Source organism: Aureimonas frigidaquae, assembly GCF_001463905.1.
GTDB lineage: Bacteria > Pseudomonadota > Alphaproteobacteria > Rhizobiales > Rhizobiaceae > Aureimonas > Aureimonas frigidaquae.
The window spans coordinates 106,530-119,663 of the sequence record NZ_BBWR01000007.1; the positions used below are offsets into that span (position 1 = coordinate 106,530).

Genomic DNA, 13,134 nt, shown 5'->3' on the forward strand with positions numbered 1-13,134 from the left:
CGGGACGCCCGTCGCCCCTAAGCCGGGAAACGACCGAAGGCCGAATTCGATCCACCGTGGCAGACACGAAAAACCCGGCCATGGGGATGGCCGGGTCTGATGCTTGCATCGGTGCGACGCGGTGAGGGGCTAGAGGTTGCGGCGGGATGCGAAGGCTCGCAGCGCACCCCAGATGGCGACGCCCGCGACGGGAAGGATCAACAACCCCTTGCGCCGTTTCATCGACCGCAGGATGACCGGAAGGTTCGAAACGGCTGCGATGCCGGCGATGGATGCCACGTCACGTTGGAGCCGGTCCGAGGCCCGCTCCTTCGGTGGCCGCCCGATGATCAGGACGCCCACATACAGGGCGATGACAATCACGAGGAAGCCCAGCGCGAAGTAGAGCGCCGCGGGCAGGGTGCCGACGGACTGCGCTGCCCAGAGCCAGGCCGCGATCAACAGGAAGATCACGAGGAAAAGCGCCGCAACGCCCATCAGCGCGTACAGCACGGCCATGCGCTTCAGGCGTGCGATGAAGATCCCCGCCTCTCCCGTCAGGAGCTTTGCGATGAGTGGCCCCAGCATGGATTAGTTTTTGAAGATTCGAGCGTAGAAGTAGCCGATGGCCGCGGCGATCAGGACCGACTTCAGCGGCTCGGCGCGCACGCGCTCGCTCAACTGTTCCTCGAGCTCGCCGACGGTTTCCTGTGCCTGCCGGAAATACTGCTCGCCCGTTTCCTTGATGTCTTCCTTCAGCGCGAAAGCCTGGTCGCGGGCCGAGCTGGCACGGTTTCCGGCAACGCCCTTCAAGGTTTCCGTCACGTTGGCAAGATCCTCGCGGAGCTGCTTCACCTGGGCCTCGAGGTCGGCCTGGTTCGCATCCGACCGGCCCTTGCCGGCCGCTTCGTTGGGGTTGGTGGTGGACATAGACGAGTTCCCTCTCGAATGGGCGGGTTGAGCCTGGCGCCATGCATGCGACTGCGGGCACCTGGGACGTAATGTCCCATCTTGCCCGATGGTTCCAGCGTCACGCCGCGGGCGCGACACCGATGATCTGGGACGAAATGGAATCCGGACCGAATTCACCGTCGCCTTCGATTCCGAGGGTTTCCGACAAGCGGGTGCGGGCGCGGGAAACGCGGCTCTTTATGGTGCCGACCGCGCATTTGCAGATTTCCGCCGCCTCTTCGTAGGAAAATCCGGAGGCGCCTATCAGAACCAGCGCTTCGCGCTGGTCGTCCGGCAGGAGATCCAGGGCCCGGCGAAAATCCTGCAGGTCCAGATGTCCCTGCTGCTCGGGATGGCCGGCAAGCTGCATGGCGTGAATGCCATCCACATCCTGAACCTCGCGGCCCTTCTTGCGCATCTGCGTGTAGAACTCGTTGCGCAGGATGGTGAAGAGCCAAGCTTTGAGGTTGGTGCCGGGCTGGAACGTGTGCTGCTTGTCCCACGCCTTGACGAGCGTCTCCTGCACGAGATCGTCCGCGCGGTCGGACGAACCGGCCAGAGAAGCCGCGAAGGCGCGCAGGCTCGGAATGATGGCGATGAGGTCTTTCCTGAACTCAGGGCTGTCGCTCATGGCGTTACTCCCCCGTGCCGGACGTCTTGCTCTTCTTCTCGGCCGCGTCGAGCGCGTCCAGGAGTGACAGGAACCGGTCCGGAACCGGTTCAGCCGCGACATCCTCGTAATAGGCGCGCAAGCGCCGGCCGATGGCATTGCTCGGGCCGAGCGGCGTGTCATCCTTGCCGGTATCCGTTGGTGAGCCGTCGGTCGGCTTTCGTTGATCGTCCATTGAACCTCGCATGACGAAGCGCCCGCGTCCGGTCGATGCAGGAAAACCGGACATGGCCAAGCTTGCTTTGTATGTGTGCCGCCGATGCGGCTCAACAAGAGTGCACGGCGCAACTTTATGTCCGACCGGCGGCAAGCCGAATATTTTCTCGAAGAGCGGCAGGCCTGCGCGCTGAGTCCGCAATAATTTTCGTGGGGGACGGCACTCTGTGTTGGAAATGCCGGCTGGCGCCCCATATCAGCCGCTGCTGTAGTAACATTATTTTCGGTTCTGTTGATCGGTCCGAGGGGAGTCTTCATGTCGATGTCGTCGCGCATTGCGCCGCACATTCCCTATCTTCGCAGGTATGCGCGCGCCCTGACCGGGTCGCAGGCGAGCGGCGATGCCTATGTTGCCGCGGTTCTGGAGGCGCTGATCGCCGAGCCGAGCCTGTTCGATACACAGGAAAGCCCTCGCATCTCACTCTACAAGCTGTTCTCGTCGCTCTGGCAGTCGCTGGAGGTGAACATCCGCGAGGATGCGCCCGTTTCGGCCTGGGAGGAAAAGGCGTCCCGCAACCTTCGGGCCATTTCGCCGCTGCCGCGCCAGGCGTTCCTGCTTGTGGCCGTTGAAGGCTTCACGACCGACGAGGCCGCATCGATCCTGCGCGTATCGGACGAGGACTTCTCCCGCCTGATCGATCATGCGAGTTCCGACATCGGACGCCAGGTGTCGACCAACATCATGATCATCGAGGATGAGCCGCTCATCGCGATGGACATCGAGCAGATGGTCGAAAGCCTCGGCCACGGCGTCACGGGCATTGCCCGCACGCACAAGGAAGCCCTGGCCCTGTTCGAGGAACAGAAGCCCGGCATGGTGCTGGCCGATATCCAGCTTGCCGATGGCAGTTCAGGCATCGACGCGGTGAACGACATCCTGGCCCGCGTTTCCGTGCCGGTGATCTTCATCACGGCCTTCCCGGAGCGTCTCCTGACGGGCGAGCGGCCGGAGCCCACCTTCCTCGTCACCAAGCCGTTCAACCCGGATATGGTGAAGGCGCTCATTAGCCAGGCGCTGTTCTTCGAGTCGGACAAGAAGGCTGCGGCCTGACGGATCGACGGCGCCTTCCATCCGGAGGGCGCCGCATGAACGAGGACAAGCCCTGCGGGACGGTGCAGGGAAGGTGGCGGGCCGGGCGTATCATGGCATGAGGTTTCAGGCGACCATCGACGGAGCGACGAGGCCCATGCGGTCCGCTGGGGCGCACCTGCCTTGGCACCCTCACGGGGAGGCCGGGCCATGGTAGCCTACAAGGCGCTGCGCGCACTGGCCAATACGGAACTCGTCGTCTTTGCGCAGGATACCGAGCTGCGGTATTTGTGGACATTCAATGCGGCGGGTTCATGGCTGGCCGCTGCCGCCGACGGTACCCGTGACGAGGATTTCCTGAGCCCCGACAGCGCGGAGCGGTGCAACAGCATCAAGCTGCAGGTCCTCGCCACTGGCCGTCCGGCCCGTTTCGAGCTCTGCACGGTCGAGGGCGGTCAAAACCGCTGGTTCGACGTGCGGGTGGATGTCGACCGTCCGGAGGGCGGGGACATTGTCGGGCTGATCGGCACGTCGCTCGAAATCACCGAGCAGAAGCGGCGCGAGGACACGCTCAAATCCCTTTTGCGGGAACTGTCGCACCGGTCCAAGAACCTTCTGGCAATCATCCAGAGCCTGGCCAGCCAGACGGCGCGCCACTCCATCACCATTCCCGAATTTCTCGTCCGGTTCCGCGGGCGCATCCAATCGCTCGCCTCTTCGCAGGATCTCGTGACGGATGCCGACTGGCGCGGCGCATCGCTGCAGAAGCTGGTGCGCAGCCAGGTGGACCGGTATGCCCCGGAAGGCATGCGGCAGATCCACCTGGAAGGGCCGGATATCTACCTGTCGCCGACAGCGGCTTTGCATGTCGGGCTGGCGCTGCATGAGCTGGCCGTCAACGCCGCATCCTTCGGCTCCCTGTCCGTGCAGGACGGGGTCGTCGACATCGGCGTGGCGCTGCAGGAGGCGCCGACCGGCAAGATCCTGGTCCTGTCATGGCAGGAGCGGAACGGACCGAAGGTCGGCGCCCGCAGCGATACGCGCTTCGGCACCTCCACGCTGGAGCGCATCGTGCCCAACTCGGTCGACGGCGTGGCGGAGCTGAGCTACCAGGCGGAAGGGTTGCGCTATCGGCTCGAAGTGCCCGATGCGCATTTCGAGATCATCGAGCAGCGCAAAGCTGTGTGACGGAGCTGGCAGGACTTTGAACCTGCCACACTTATGTGGGACAACCCGCCCCAGGGACGCAAGTTGAAAGGCATTTTCCATGAAGAAGACACTCATCCTCGGCGTGACCGCCGCCATGCTCGCTCTGGCCGGCTGCCAGACGCCGAACCAGGACATCGTCGCTCCGGCGGCCGTTGGCGGCCTCGGCGGTGCAGCCATCGGCGCGGCTGTGGGTGGTGACGTTCAGGGCGCGCTCATCGGTGGCGCGATCGGCGCTGCCGGCGGCGCTCTGCTCGGTGCGGCCACCAGCCGTCCGGGCGAATGCGTCTACCGCGACGGACGTGGCCAGCGCTACGTGGCCGAATGCCCGGCCGGCTATCGCGGCTGAGCGGCGCCACAAGCGGTCACACAAGGATCGATCGATCTGGAACGGCGCCCCTTCGGGGGCGCCGTTTTGTTTAACGCTCAGGCGTCCTGCGCAGCTGCGCGCGCCAGGCCGACAAAGGCCATGTGATAATCCTTGCCCGCGCTGATGCTTTCCGCAAAATCGATCCGCACGACGCTGTCGCCGCGCATGCAGTCGAAGCCGAACCGATCGATGGTGGCGATTCGCCACCCTTGCGTCGCTTCGCCCGAGCGGGCGACGATCCGGTCGATCGCGTCGGCATGATCCTCGTTCATATGGCTTGCAACGCGCGGCTCGGCATCGGCGATGTCGTCGCTCACGGCTTCTGTCAGCTCCGCGCGGGTCAGGATCGCGGCGCGGCCGAAGCCGCCATTCAGCGCGCCGCCCTCAAGGGCAATGCGCCACAGCGAGAAATCGGGAAAGTCGATATAGAGCCGCGCCTTGGGCTGGCGTTCGAGGAAGCGCCGGCGGATCCGGGCGTAGTCGGGATGGGCGGCATCGATCCGCTCGGCGCGGCCATGGACGGTGATGCGCGGATGCGCCAGGGGATCGCCCTTGCCCGGCTCCCCGAACAGGAGGCTGGCGCGCGGATCGGCCGCCAGGGCCCCCGCATGGGTGGCAAGGGTGGAGATGAGAATCACCGGGTCGCCCGTCATGTCCGGCGCCACCAAGGCGCGGCTGACATGCGGCCCACCGGACGCTGGATCGATGACCCCGAGCCCGGCATGGCGGGCCATGCGGATCAACCGCCGTGCTTCGTTCGCGATTGCTGGTGTGACGGGTTGCATCATTTCCGCGCGCGCATCTGCCATGACGGGCCTCCTGTCGTTTCCGCGGCACGTCCATAGCATCGGTCGGCGGACAGCTGAACTGTCCCCGCATCCTATGCTGCGCATGAAAAAGCCGGTCCGCCAAACTGACAGCGCGTGTCCTTCGGTGCTAAAGCTGCCCCGGCCGACAGACCGGACAGGAGGAGCGCGCGCCGTGACCGATGCATTGAAGGACCGGATCCTCGACACGCTGCGGCGGCTGCCCGCGCCCGATGGCGGGGCCGATGTCGTGTCCCGCAACATGGTGTCGGATATCTTCATCGCGGATGGCAAGGCCTTCTTCTCGCTGACCGTCCCGGCCGCGGAGGCCGAACGCTTCGAGCCGCTGCGCCAGGAGATCGAGCGGCAGGTGGCCGCACTCGACGGCATCGGCTCGGCCATGGTGGCGATGACGGCCGAGCGCGCGCCGGGCGCTGCCCCGGCGCCCCGGCCGGCTGCTCCTGCCGCCCACCCGGTGCCCACCCGACCGGGCCCGGCCCGGAATGCCAGCGGCAAGGCGGGCGTGCCCGGGATCGACCGGATCATTGCCGTCGCATCCGGCAAGGGCGGGGTCGGCAAATCGACGACAGCCGTGAACCTGGCGCTGGGCCTTGCGGCGCGCGGGCTGAAGGTCGGCCTGATGGATGCCGATATTTACGGCCCGTCCGTCCCGCGCCTGACAGGCCTGTCCGGCAAGCCGCAGACCGAGGGTGGCCGCACGCTCCTGCCCATGGAAGCCTACGGCATCAAGACCATGTCCATGGGCTTCCTGGTCGAGGAAGACACGCCGATGATCTGGCGTGGACCGATGGTCATGTCGGCTCTGACGCAGCTCCTGCGTGAGGTGGCATGGGCGCCGCTCGATATACTGGTGGTGGACATGCCGCCCGGAACGGGCGATGCGCAGCTGACCATGGCCCAGCAGGTGCCGCTGGCCGGCGCCGTCATCGTCTCGACCCCGCAGGATCTGGCGCTGATCGATGCGCGCAAGGGCCTTGCCATGTTCCGCAAGGTCGAGGTGCCGTTGCTCGGCATCGTGGAGAATATGAGCTACTTCATCGCGCCCGATACGGGCCGGCGCTACGACATTTTCGGCCATGGCGGCGCCCGTACCGAGGCAGCGCGGCTGGGCGTTCCCTTCCTGGGGGAGGTGCCCCTGGAAATGGGCATCCGCGAAAGTTCCGATGCCGGCCGTCCGGTCGTGGCGACTGCCCCCGACAGCGTGTCGGCCATGGTCTACCGGGAGATTGCCGACAGGGTCTGGGACAGCCTGGAGGGCCGCACCCAGCCGGCTGCGCCGACGATCCTGTTCGAATAGCCTGCTCGGATACTATGGCGGCTCAGTAGCCTGCGGATCTGTCCACCAGTCCCGTCAGGGCGCCGCCGGCCCGATGGCGGGTGATCTGGTCCGCGATCAGCGCCGAAAGAACATCCGGGTCCGACGCCGCGGCGATATGAGGCGTCACGAAGCAGCGCGGATGGCGCCAGAGCGGGCTTGTCGGCGGCAGCGGCTCTTCCTCGAAGACATCGAGGGAGGCCTCCATCAGCAGGCCGGATTCCAGTGCCGCCAGGATGTCGGCATCCTTCTGCAACCCGCCGCGCCCGGCATTGATGAGGACGGGCCCGCCAAGTGGCGTCCGGCGCTTCATACCGCCCAGGAAGGCCGCGTCGATCAGGCCGCGCGTCTCGTGCGTCAGGGGCAGGAGCACCACGACGATGTCGCTTTGCGCAAGGCAGGCCGCCAGCCCGTCGCGGCCGGAATGCACCTCGACCCCCTCCAGACGGCGCGGCGTGCGGCTCCAGCCGCTGACCTTGAAGCCGAGCACACGCAGCTTGGCGGCGGCATCGCGCCCCAGCTCGCCGAGCCCCAATATGCCGACCCGTAAGGCATGGGCCGCAGGCTGCGGCAGATCCTCCCAGCGCGCAGCGGCTTCCAGGTCCCGATAGGCCCGCCCCTGGCGCAGATGGTCCAGCACGCGCCAGACGATGTACTCGCTCATGCGGCCCGTCAGATCGTCGGAGACGATCCGCACGATGGGCACGTCCGGCAGGGTCGGATCCGACAGGACATGATCGACGCCCGCGCCGAGCGAGAAGACGGCCTTCAGCTCCGGCAACGCGTTCAGAAGCCCCGGCTCCTGATGCCAGACCACGGCATAATCGACCGTCGCGTCCTGCCCCGGCTCGAGCGCGGTGACGACCGCGTCCTGCGGCAGCCTGGATGCCAAAGCGGATCGCCACGTCGGCGCGGAGGCGCCACTTGTCGCCACCAGGATCGTCATGATGGAGTTCCCGTTATGCTGTCGGCCAGAACGCGGGCCATGGGCCGGCCCTTGCGGTCGAACCAGTGCAGGGCGGTGATGAGCGGGCCGTTCATCAGCTTGCCCTCGTCCATCGCCTCGAGCAGCGGGGCGACCGGTGCGGCGAAAGGCAGGATATCCTCGTGTTCCTCCGCCAGGCCGGCGGACAAGGGAAGCCGCGAGGCGTCCACGATGGCCATGAAGTAATGCAGCATCTCGTCGCAGAGGCCGGGCGAGGAGAGGGCGGAGAAGATCGGGGCGATGGCCAGCGCCTCGAGCCCGGTTTCCTCCCGCATCTCCCGCGCGGCCGTGTCAGCCGTGCGCTCGCCATCGTCGATCAGCCCGGCCGGCAGCTCCAGCGGTGCGGCGCCCGGCGTCATCAAGGCCGCGCCGATGCGGAACTGGCGGATCAGGACGATCGCGTCGCGCACCGGATCATAGGGAAGGATGATGGCGGCAGACCGGCAGCGCAGAACCTCGCGCCCCACATTCTCGTAGCGGCGGGTGCCGTCGAGGCTGTCATAGGACACGATGAACCTGTCGAGCGGGCGGAAGCCATCGGCCAGCCGCTCGCAACCATTGATGGAGAAATCCAGCGCCTGATCGGCCAGCCGGCGGCGATCGGCGACGCTCATTGAGACACCGCCAATCCCGGTGTCGCCTTGACGTCGAAGGCCGCCGCCATGAGAGCCTTGGTGTAGTCGCTCCTCGGTCGCTCGAAGATCTCTTCAGCGGGCCCGGATTCCACGACCTTGCCGTTGCGCATCACGATCAGATAATTGGCCAAAGCACGCACGACCTTCAGATCGTGGCTGATGAACAGATAGGCGAGGGCGTGCTTCTGCTGCAGGTCCCGCAAAAGATCGACGACCTGCGCCTGCACGCTCATGTCGAGGGCCGAGGTCGGCTCGTCCAGCATCACGAAACGCGGGTTGAGCACCATGGCGCGCGCAATGGCGATGCGCTGGCGCTGGCCGCCGGAAAATTCGTGCGGGTAGCGGAACCGCAAGGCGGGATCGAGGCCCACCTCACGCAAAGCCGAGACGACCCGCGCCTCCCGCTCGACGGCACTCAACTGCCGTTGATGGATGGACAGGCCCTCCGCGACGATCTCGGCCACCGACATGCGCGGCGACAGCGAGCCGAAGGGATCCTGAAAGACGATCTGGATGCGGTCACGCAAGGGGCGCATATCGGCGAAGGAGCGGTCGTCGATGCGCGCGCCGTCGAACAGGATCTGCCCCGTGGAGGAGATCATCCGCGTCAGCGCGAGGCCCAGCGTCGTCTTGCCCGAACCCGATTCCCCCACCACGCCGACGGTCTGGCCGGCCCGAACGGCGACATCGATCCCGTCGACGGCCTTCACATGATCGCTGACGCGGCGCAGAAGGCCCGTCCGCACCGGGAACCACACCTTCACGCCGCGCCCTTCCATGACGATGGGGGCGTTTTCGTTGGCCGCCGGCGGCTTGCCCTTGGGCTCGGCGGCCAGGAGATGCTTGGTGTAGGAGTGGCGCGGATGGTCGAAGACATCCTCCGTGCGGCCCTGTTCCACCAGCTTGCCCTTGAACATCACGCAGACACGGTCGGCGATGCGCCGCACGATCCCGAGATCATGCGTGATGAAGAGCATGGCCATGCGCCGCTCGACCTGGAAGGACTTCAGGAGTTCCAGGATCTGCGCCTGCACGGTGACATCCAGCGCGGTCGTCGGCTCGTCGGCAATGAGGATGTCCGGCTCGTTGGCCAGGGCCATGGCGATCATGACACGCTGACGCTGCCCCCCCGACAATTGGTGCGGGTAGGATTGCAGCCGCTTCTCCGGCTCGCGGATGCCCACCTGCGTCAGGAGCTTGAGCGTCTCGGCACGCGCGGCCGCATCGGACAGGCCGCGATGGATCTTCATGATCTCGCCGACCTGCCGCTCGATCGTGTGCAGCGGGTTCAGGGAGCTCATCGGCTCCTGGAAGATCATGGAGATGCGGCTGCCACGGATCTTGCGCAGGGCCGTCTCGTCCGCATGCAGAAGGTCCTGCCCGCGATAGAGGACCTGCCCGCCCGGGTGGCTGGCCGCCGGATAGGGCAGGAGCCGCAGCACCGAAAGGGCCGATACCGATTTGCCGGAGCCCGATTCACCCACCAGGGCCAGGGTTTCGCCCGGCGCGATATGGAAGGACACGCCATCCACCGCAATCGTCGTGCGTTCGCCCTGATGGAACGCGACGGACAGGTCGCGGACATCGAGCAGCGGAGCCTGCCCGGACGCGTCCATTCCGGTCACCTCATCCTCATGCATGTTCGGGGCTTTCGACTGGAGGTCGTTGGGGCGTGTGGAAACAGTCCGCATCGCCATCGGCGCAGGGGCCCGTCTCTACCTCGACCGTGGTGTGGCCGATGGCGAAGGCCTCCGCCAGCCGGAGCTTGATCGCCGGCACCACGGTGGCGGGGTCGGCGCCCTCTGCCAGCCGCGCATGCAGCGTGACGAGGGAGCGGCGCGGCGTGATCGACCAGGCATGGACGTGGTGCACATCGATGACGCCCGGAACGGTGCGCAGGAGATCGGGACCGATCGCATCCACGGACAGATGGGCCGGCACACCCTCCAGGAGGACGTGCCCGGCATCGCGCACCAGGCGCCAGGCCGAGACGAGCACGATCAGGCTGACCAGCACCGACAGGATCGGATCAATCGGCATCCAGCCCGTGGCCAGGATCACCAGCGCCGCCACGATGGCCGCGACGGAGCCGAGGAGATCGCCCAGGACATGCAGGAGCGCGCCCCGGATGTTCAGGTTCTCGCGCTCGGCGCCGTGCAGCACCTTGAACACGGCGATGTTGACGATGAGGCCCAGGACGGCGACGGCCAGCATGGGGCCGGCCAGAACCTCTTCCGGGGTCATCATCCGGCGCCAGGCTTCGACCACGATGAAGATGGCGATGACGAAAAGGGCGAGGCCGTTGACGAAGGCGACGACGACTTCGAAGCGTTCATAGCCGAAGGTGCGTTTCAGGTCCTGCGGGCGGCGCGCGAGCCGGAAGGCGAACCAGCCGAGCCCGAGCGCGGCGAAATCCGTCAGCATATGCGCCGCATCGGCGATGAGGGCGAGCGAACCGGCGATGACGCCGCCGAAAAACTCGACCACCATGAAGAGGCCGGTGGCGACGGCCGCGATGGCGATGCGCCGCTCGTTCACGCCGGCCAGGTGATCGTGCCCGCCGGCGCCATGCGAATGGCCATGGGCGTGGTTGTGAGCGTGCCCGTCCTCATGCCCATGCCCGTCCTCATGGTCGTGATCATGCGGATGATCGTGCCCCATGGCGCGCTCCTACCGGAAGCTCTTGCGCGGATCGAAGGCGTCGCGGACGGCCTCCCCCACGAAAACGAGCAAGGACAACATCAGAGACAGGACCACGAAGCCGGATATGCCGAGCCAGGGTGCCTGCAGGTTGTTGCGGCCCTGCGCCAGGAGCTCACCCAGCGAGGGGGAGCCCGGCGGCAGGCCGAAACCCAGGAAGTCGAGCGATGTGAGCGTGGTGATCGAGCCGTTCAGGATGAAGGGCAGGAAGGTCAGCGTGGCGACCATGGCATTGGGCAGGAGATGGCGCCAGATGATGGTCGCGTCCTTTACGCCGAGCGCGCGTGCCGCGTTCACATATTCGAAGTTGCGCGCGCGCAGGAACTCCGCCCGCACCACGCCCACGAAGGCGACCCAGGAGAAGAGCAGCATGATCCCGAGTAGGATCCAGAAGCCAGGCGGCAGGATCGCCGCGACGATGAGCAGAAGATAGAGGACGGGGATCGAGGACCAGATCTCGATGAAACGCTGGGCGATCAGATCCACCCAGCCGCCGAAATAGCCCTGGATCGCGCCGGCCGTCACCCCGATCACCGCCGAGAAGACCGTGAGGACCAGGCCGAACAGCACCGAGATGCGGAAGCCGTAGATCAGCCGGGCGAGCACGTCGCGCGCCTGATCGTCCGTGCCGAGCCAGTTGTAGTTGCCGATGGTGCAGTTGGGATCGTCCACGCCGAGCGGGTAGCGCTGGCAGCGCTCTTCCTTGGAGAAGGTCCAGGATGGCGCGGAGGGCGCGGGGGTCGGCACCTCGTTGTTGACGGTGCGGTAGGAGTAACGGACCGGCGGCCAGATCATCCAGCCATTCTGGCCGATCTCGTCCTGGATGAAGGGGTCACGGTAATTGGTGACGGGGAGGAAGCCGCCGAAGACCTCTTCCGGATAGTCCTGGAAGATCGGAGCGTAATACTCGCCCTTGTATTCGATCAGGATGGGCTTGTCGTTGGCGACGAACTCGGCGAACAGCGTGACGAGGAAGAGCGCCAGGAAGAACCAGAGCGACCAGTAGCCGCGTCGGTTGGCCTTGAAGTTCTGCCAGCGGCGCGCGTTGAGCGGCGAAAGGCGCTGGCGCGGCGCCGCCGCCATGGCGGGGACCGTTTGGGCGATGCCAGCCGATGTTTCGCTGGCTTCCGTGGCGGGGGAGAGATGATCCAAGGCTCAGACCTCCCGGCGCTCGAAGTCGATCCGCGGATCGATCCAGGTGTAGCAGAGATCGGAAATCAGCGTCGCCACGAGCCCGATCAACGAGAAGATGTAGAGCGTCGCGAAGACGACGGGATAATCGCGGCGATAGATGCTTTCAAACCCCAGGAGCCCGAGCCCGTCCAGCGAGAAGATGGTTTCGATCAGCAGCGAGCCGGTGAAGAAGGCCGAGATGAAGGCCCCCGGAAAGCCGGCCACGATGATCAGCATGGCGTTGCGGAAGACGTGGCCGTAGAGGACCCGGTTCTCCGTCAGGCCCTTGGCGCGGGCCGTGGTCACGTATTGCTTGCGGATTTCGTCCAGGAAGGAATTCTTCGTCAGGAGCGTCGTCGTGGCGAAGGCGGACAGGGACAGGGCGATGAGCGGCAGCGTCAGGTGCCAGAAATAGTCGAGGATCCGCTCCGGCCAGGAGAGCTGGCTCCAATTGTCCGAGACGAGGCCGCGCAAGGGGAACCAGTCCAGGAAGGACCCGCCGGCAAACAGTACGATCAGGAGCACGGCGAAGAGGAAGCCGGGAATGGCATAGGCCACGATGATGACGCCCGATGTCCAGACATCGAAGCTCGACCCGTCCTTCAAAGCCTTGCGAATGCCCAGCGGGATGGAAATCCCGTAGGAGATGAGCGTGATCCAGAGGCCGAGAGAGATGGAGACCGGCATTTTCTCCAGAATCAGGTCGATCACCGAGATCGAGCGGAAATAGCTTTCCCCGAAATCGAAGCGGGCGAAGTTCCAGATCATCAGCCCGAACCGCTCCAGGGGCGGCTTGTCGAAGCCGAACTGCTGTTCGAGTTTGGCGATGAAGGCCGGGTCGAGCCCTTGCGCGCCGCGATAGCCCGATGTGTCGGTGCTCGCCTGGTACTGCGTTTCACCGCCGCCGCCACCGGACAGGCGGTCGCCCGCCTGGCCCTGCAGCGTGGCGATGACCTGTTCCACCGGCCCGCCGGGTGCGAACTGGATGACGATGAAGGAAATGGCCATGATGCCGAGCAGAGTCGGGATCATCAGCAGCAAGCGGCGTAGGATGTAAGCGCCCATGTCGGCTGCGTT

The 13,134-nt window shown here is 65.9% G+C and carries 15 protein-coding genes; 4 read left to right on the plus strand and 11 right to left on the minus strand.

The features are described 5' to 3' along the window. Positions 1 to 129: 129 nt before the first annotated feature. The 4 genes from AUL30_RS07775 to AUL30_RS07790 all read right to left on the minus strand — a co-directional run bounded on the left by AUL30_RS07775 (position 130) and on the right by AUL30_RS07790 (position 1,775). Positions 130 to 567, minus strand: a complete 438-nt coding sequence (locus AUL30_RS07775) for a hypothetical protein (RefSeq protein ID WP_062227303.1) — start codon at positions 565 to 567, stop codon at positions 130 to 132. Between the two features lie 3 nt (positions 568 to 570). Further along, positions 571 to 909 (minus strand): DUF883 family protein, encoded by a 339-nt coding sequence (locus AUL30_RS07780; RefSeq protein WP_062227304.1) that lies wholly within the window; start codon positions 907 to 909, stop codon positions 571 to 573. A 100-nt stretch (positions 910 to 1,009) separates the two neighbouring features. Beyond that, positions 1,010 to 1,561: a sigma-70 family RNA polymerase sigma factor gene (locus AUL30_RS07785; protein WP_062227305.1), complete on the minus strand. Its 552-nt coding sequence runs from the start codon at positions 1,559 to 1,561 to the stop codon at positions 1,010 to 1,012. 4 nt (positions 1,562 to 1,565) lie between these two features. Then, complete coding sequence (locus AUL30_RS07790; protein ID WP_062227306.1) at positions 1,566 to 1,775, minus strand: NepR family anti-sigma factor; 210 nt, start codon at positions 1,773 to 1,775, stop codon at positions 1,566 to 1,568. Positions 1,776 to 2,072: 297 nt separating this feature from the next. Here AUL30_RS07790 and AUL30_RS07795 point away from each other — a divergent pair, with 297 nt between their 5' ends. From AUL30_RS07795 to AUL30_RS07805, 3 genes are all read left to right on the plus strand, one after another. Then, positions 2,073 to 2,867, plus strand: coding sequence for a response regulator (locus tag AUL30_RS07795; protein ID WP_062227307.1), 795 nt, complete (start codon positions 2,073 to 2,075; stop codon positions 2,865 to 2,867). A 189-nt stretch (positions 2,868 to 3,056) separates the two neighbouring features. Then, positions 3,057 to 4,034 (plus strand): PAS domain-containing sensor histidine kinase, encoded by a 978-nt coding sequence (locus tag AUL30_RS07800; RefSeq protein WP_062227308.1) that lies wholly within the window; start codon positions 3,057 to 3,059, stop codon positions 4,032 to 4,034. Positions 4,035 to 4,113: 79 nt separating this feature from the next. Then, positions 4,114 to 4,401, plus strand: coding sequence for a glycine zipper domain-containing protein (locus AUL30_RS07805; RefSeq protein WP_062227309.1), 288 nt, complete (start codon positions 4,114 to 4,116; stop codon positions 4,399 to 4,401). Between the two features lie 77 nt (positions 4,402 to 4,478). Here the strand turns inward: AUL30_RS07805 and AUL30_RS19700 are convergent, their stop codons facing one another. Continuing rightward, on the minus strand, positions 4,479 to 5,231 hold the full coding sequence (locus AUL30_RS19700; protein ID WP_062227310.1) for a HugZ family pyridoxamine 5'-phosphate oxidase: 753 nt from the start codon (positions 5,229 to 5,231) through the stop codon (positions 4,479 to 4,481). A gap of 172 nt (positions 5,232 to 5,403) precedes the next feature. Between AUL30_RS19700 and AUL30_RS20075 the strand changes: the two genes are divergently transcribed. Further along, positions 5,404 to 6,546, plus strand: a complete 1,143-nt coding sequence (locus AUL30_RS20075) for an Mrp/NBP35 family ATP-binding protein (protein WP_062227311.1) — start codon at positions 5,404 to 5,406, stop codon at positions 6,544 to 6,546. 22 nt (positions 6,547 to 6,568) lie between these two features. On the opposite strand, the gene AUL30_RS07820 is transcribed toward AUL30_RS20075, so the two are convergent. From AUL30_RS07820 to AUL30_RS07845, 6 genes are all read right to left on the minus strand, one after another. Continuing rightward, entirely contained in the window at positions 6,569 to 7,510 is a 942-nt protein-coding gene (locus AUL30_RS07820) for a 2-hydroxyacid dehydrogenase (protein ID WP_062227312.1), read from the minus strand. Beyond that, on the minus strand, positions 7,507 to 8,163 hold the full coding sequence (locus tag AUL30_RS07825; RefSeq protein ID WP_062227313.1) for an NUDIX domain-containing protein: 657 nt from the start codon (positions 8,161 to 8,163) through the stop codon (positions 7,507 to 7,509). The genes AUL30_RS07820 and AUL30_RS07825 overlap by 4 nt, the downstream gene beginning before the upstream one ends. Next, complete coding sequence (locus AUL30_RS07830) at positions 8,160 to 9,824, minus strand: ABC transporter ATP-binding protein (protein WP_244490743.1); 1,665 nt, start codon at positions 9,822 to 9,824, stop codon at positions 8,160 to 8,162. Before AUL30_RS07830 ends, AUL30_RS07825 begins: the two co-directional genes overlap by 4 nt. Beyond that, positions 9,817 to 10,845, minus strand: a complete 1,029-nt coding sequence (locus AUL30_RS07835) for a cation diffusion facilitator family transporter (protein WP_083507759.1) — start codon at positions 10,843 to 10,845, stop codon at positions 9,817 to 9,819. The genes AUL30_RS07830 and AUL30_RS07835 overlap by 8 nt, the downstream gene beginning before the upstream one ends. A gap of 9 nt (positions 10,846 to 10,854) precedes the next feature. Then, complete coding sequence (locus AUL30_RS07840; RefSeq protein WP_062227388.1) at positions 10,855 to 11,967, minus strand: ABC transporter permease; 1,113 nt, start codon at positions 11,965 to 11,967, stop codon at positions 10,855 to 10,857. Between the two features lie 72 nt (positions 11,968 to 12,039). Next, positions 12,040 to 13,122: a microcin C ABC transporter permease YejB gene (locus tag AUL30_RS07845; protein WP_062227314.1), complete on the minus strand. Its 1,083-nt coding sequence runs from the start codon at positions 13,120 to 13,122 to the stop codon at positions 12,040 to 12,042. Between the last annotated feature and the right edge of the window lie 12 nt (positions 13,123 to 13,134).

Bases quoted from the DNA above. Each gene is read 5' to 3' on its own strand.
- AUL30_RS07775 (WP_062227303.1), bottom strand. From the start codon at position 567: ATGCTGGGGCCACTCATCGCAAAGCTCCTGACGGGAGAGGCGGGGATC.
- AUL30_RS07780 (WP_062227304.1), bottom strand. From the start codon at position 909: ATGTCCACCACCAACCCCAACGAAGCGGCCGGCAAGGGCCGGTCGGAT.
- AUL30_RS07785 (WP_062227305.1), bottom strand. From the start codon at position 1,561: ATGAGCGACAGCCCTGAGTTCAGGAAAGACCTCATCGCCATCATTCCG.
- AUL30_RS07790 (WP_062227306.1), bottom strand. From the start codon at position 1,775: ATGGACGATCAACGAAAGCCGACCGACGGCTCACCAACGGATACCGGC.
- AUL30_RS07795 (WP_062227307.1), top strand. From the start codon at position 2,073: ATGTCGATGTCGTCGCGCATTGCGCCGCACATTCCCTATCTTCGCAGG.
- AUL30_RS07800 (WP_062227308.1), top strand. From the start codon at position 3,057: ATGGTAGCCTACAAGGCGCTGCGCGCACTGGCCAATACGGAACTCGTC.
- AUL30_RS07805 (WP_062227309.1), top strand. From the start codon at position 4,114: ATGAAGAAGACACTCATCCTCGGCGTGACCGCCGCCATGCTCGCTCTG.
- AUL30_RS19700 (WP_062227310.1), bottom strand. From the start codon at position 5,231: ATGGCAGATGCGCGCGCGGAAATGATGCAACCCGTCACACCAGCAATC.
- AUL30_RS07820 (WP_062227312.1), bottom strand. From the start codon at position 7,510: ATGACGATCCTGGTGGCGACAAGTGGCGCCTCCGCGCCGACGTGGCGA.
- AUL30_RS07825 (WP_062227313.1), bottom strand. From the start codon at position 8,163: ATGAGCGTCGCCGATCGCCGCCGGCTGGCCGATCAGGCGCTGGATTTC.
- AUL30_RS07830 (WP_244490743.1), bottom strand. From the start codon at position 9,824: ATGCATGAGGATGAGGTGACCGGAATGGACGCGTCCGGGCAGGCTCCG.
- AUL30_RS07835 (WP_083507759.1), bottom strand. From the start codon at position 10,845: ATGGGGCACGATCATCCGCATGATCACGACCATGAGGACGGGCATGGG.
- AUL30_RS07840 (WP_062227388.1), bottom strand. From the start codon at position 11,967: ATGGCGGCGGCGCCGCGCCAGCGCCTTTCGCCGCTCAACGCGCGCCGC.
- AUL30_RS07845 (WP_062227314.1), bottom strand. From the start codon at position 13,122: ATGGGCGCTTACATCCTACGCCGCTTGCTGCTGATGATCCCGACTCTG.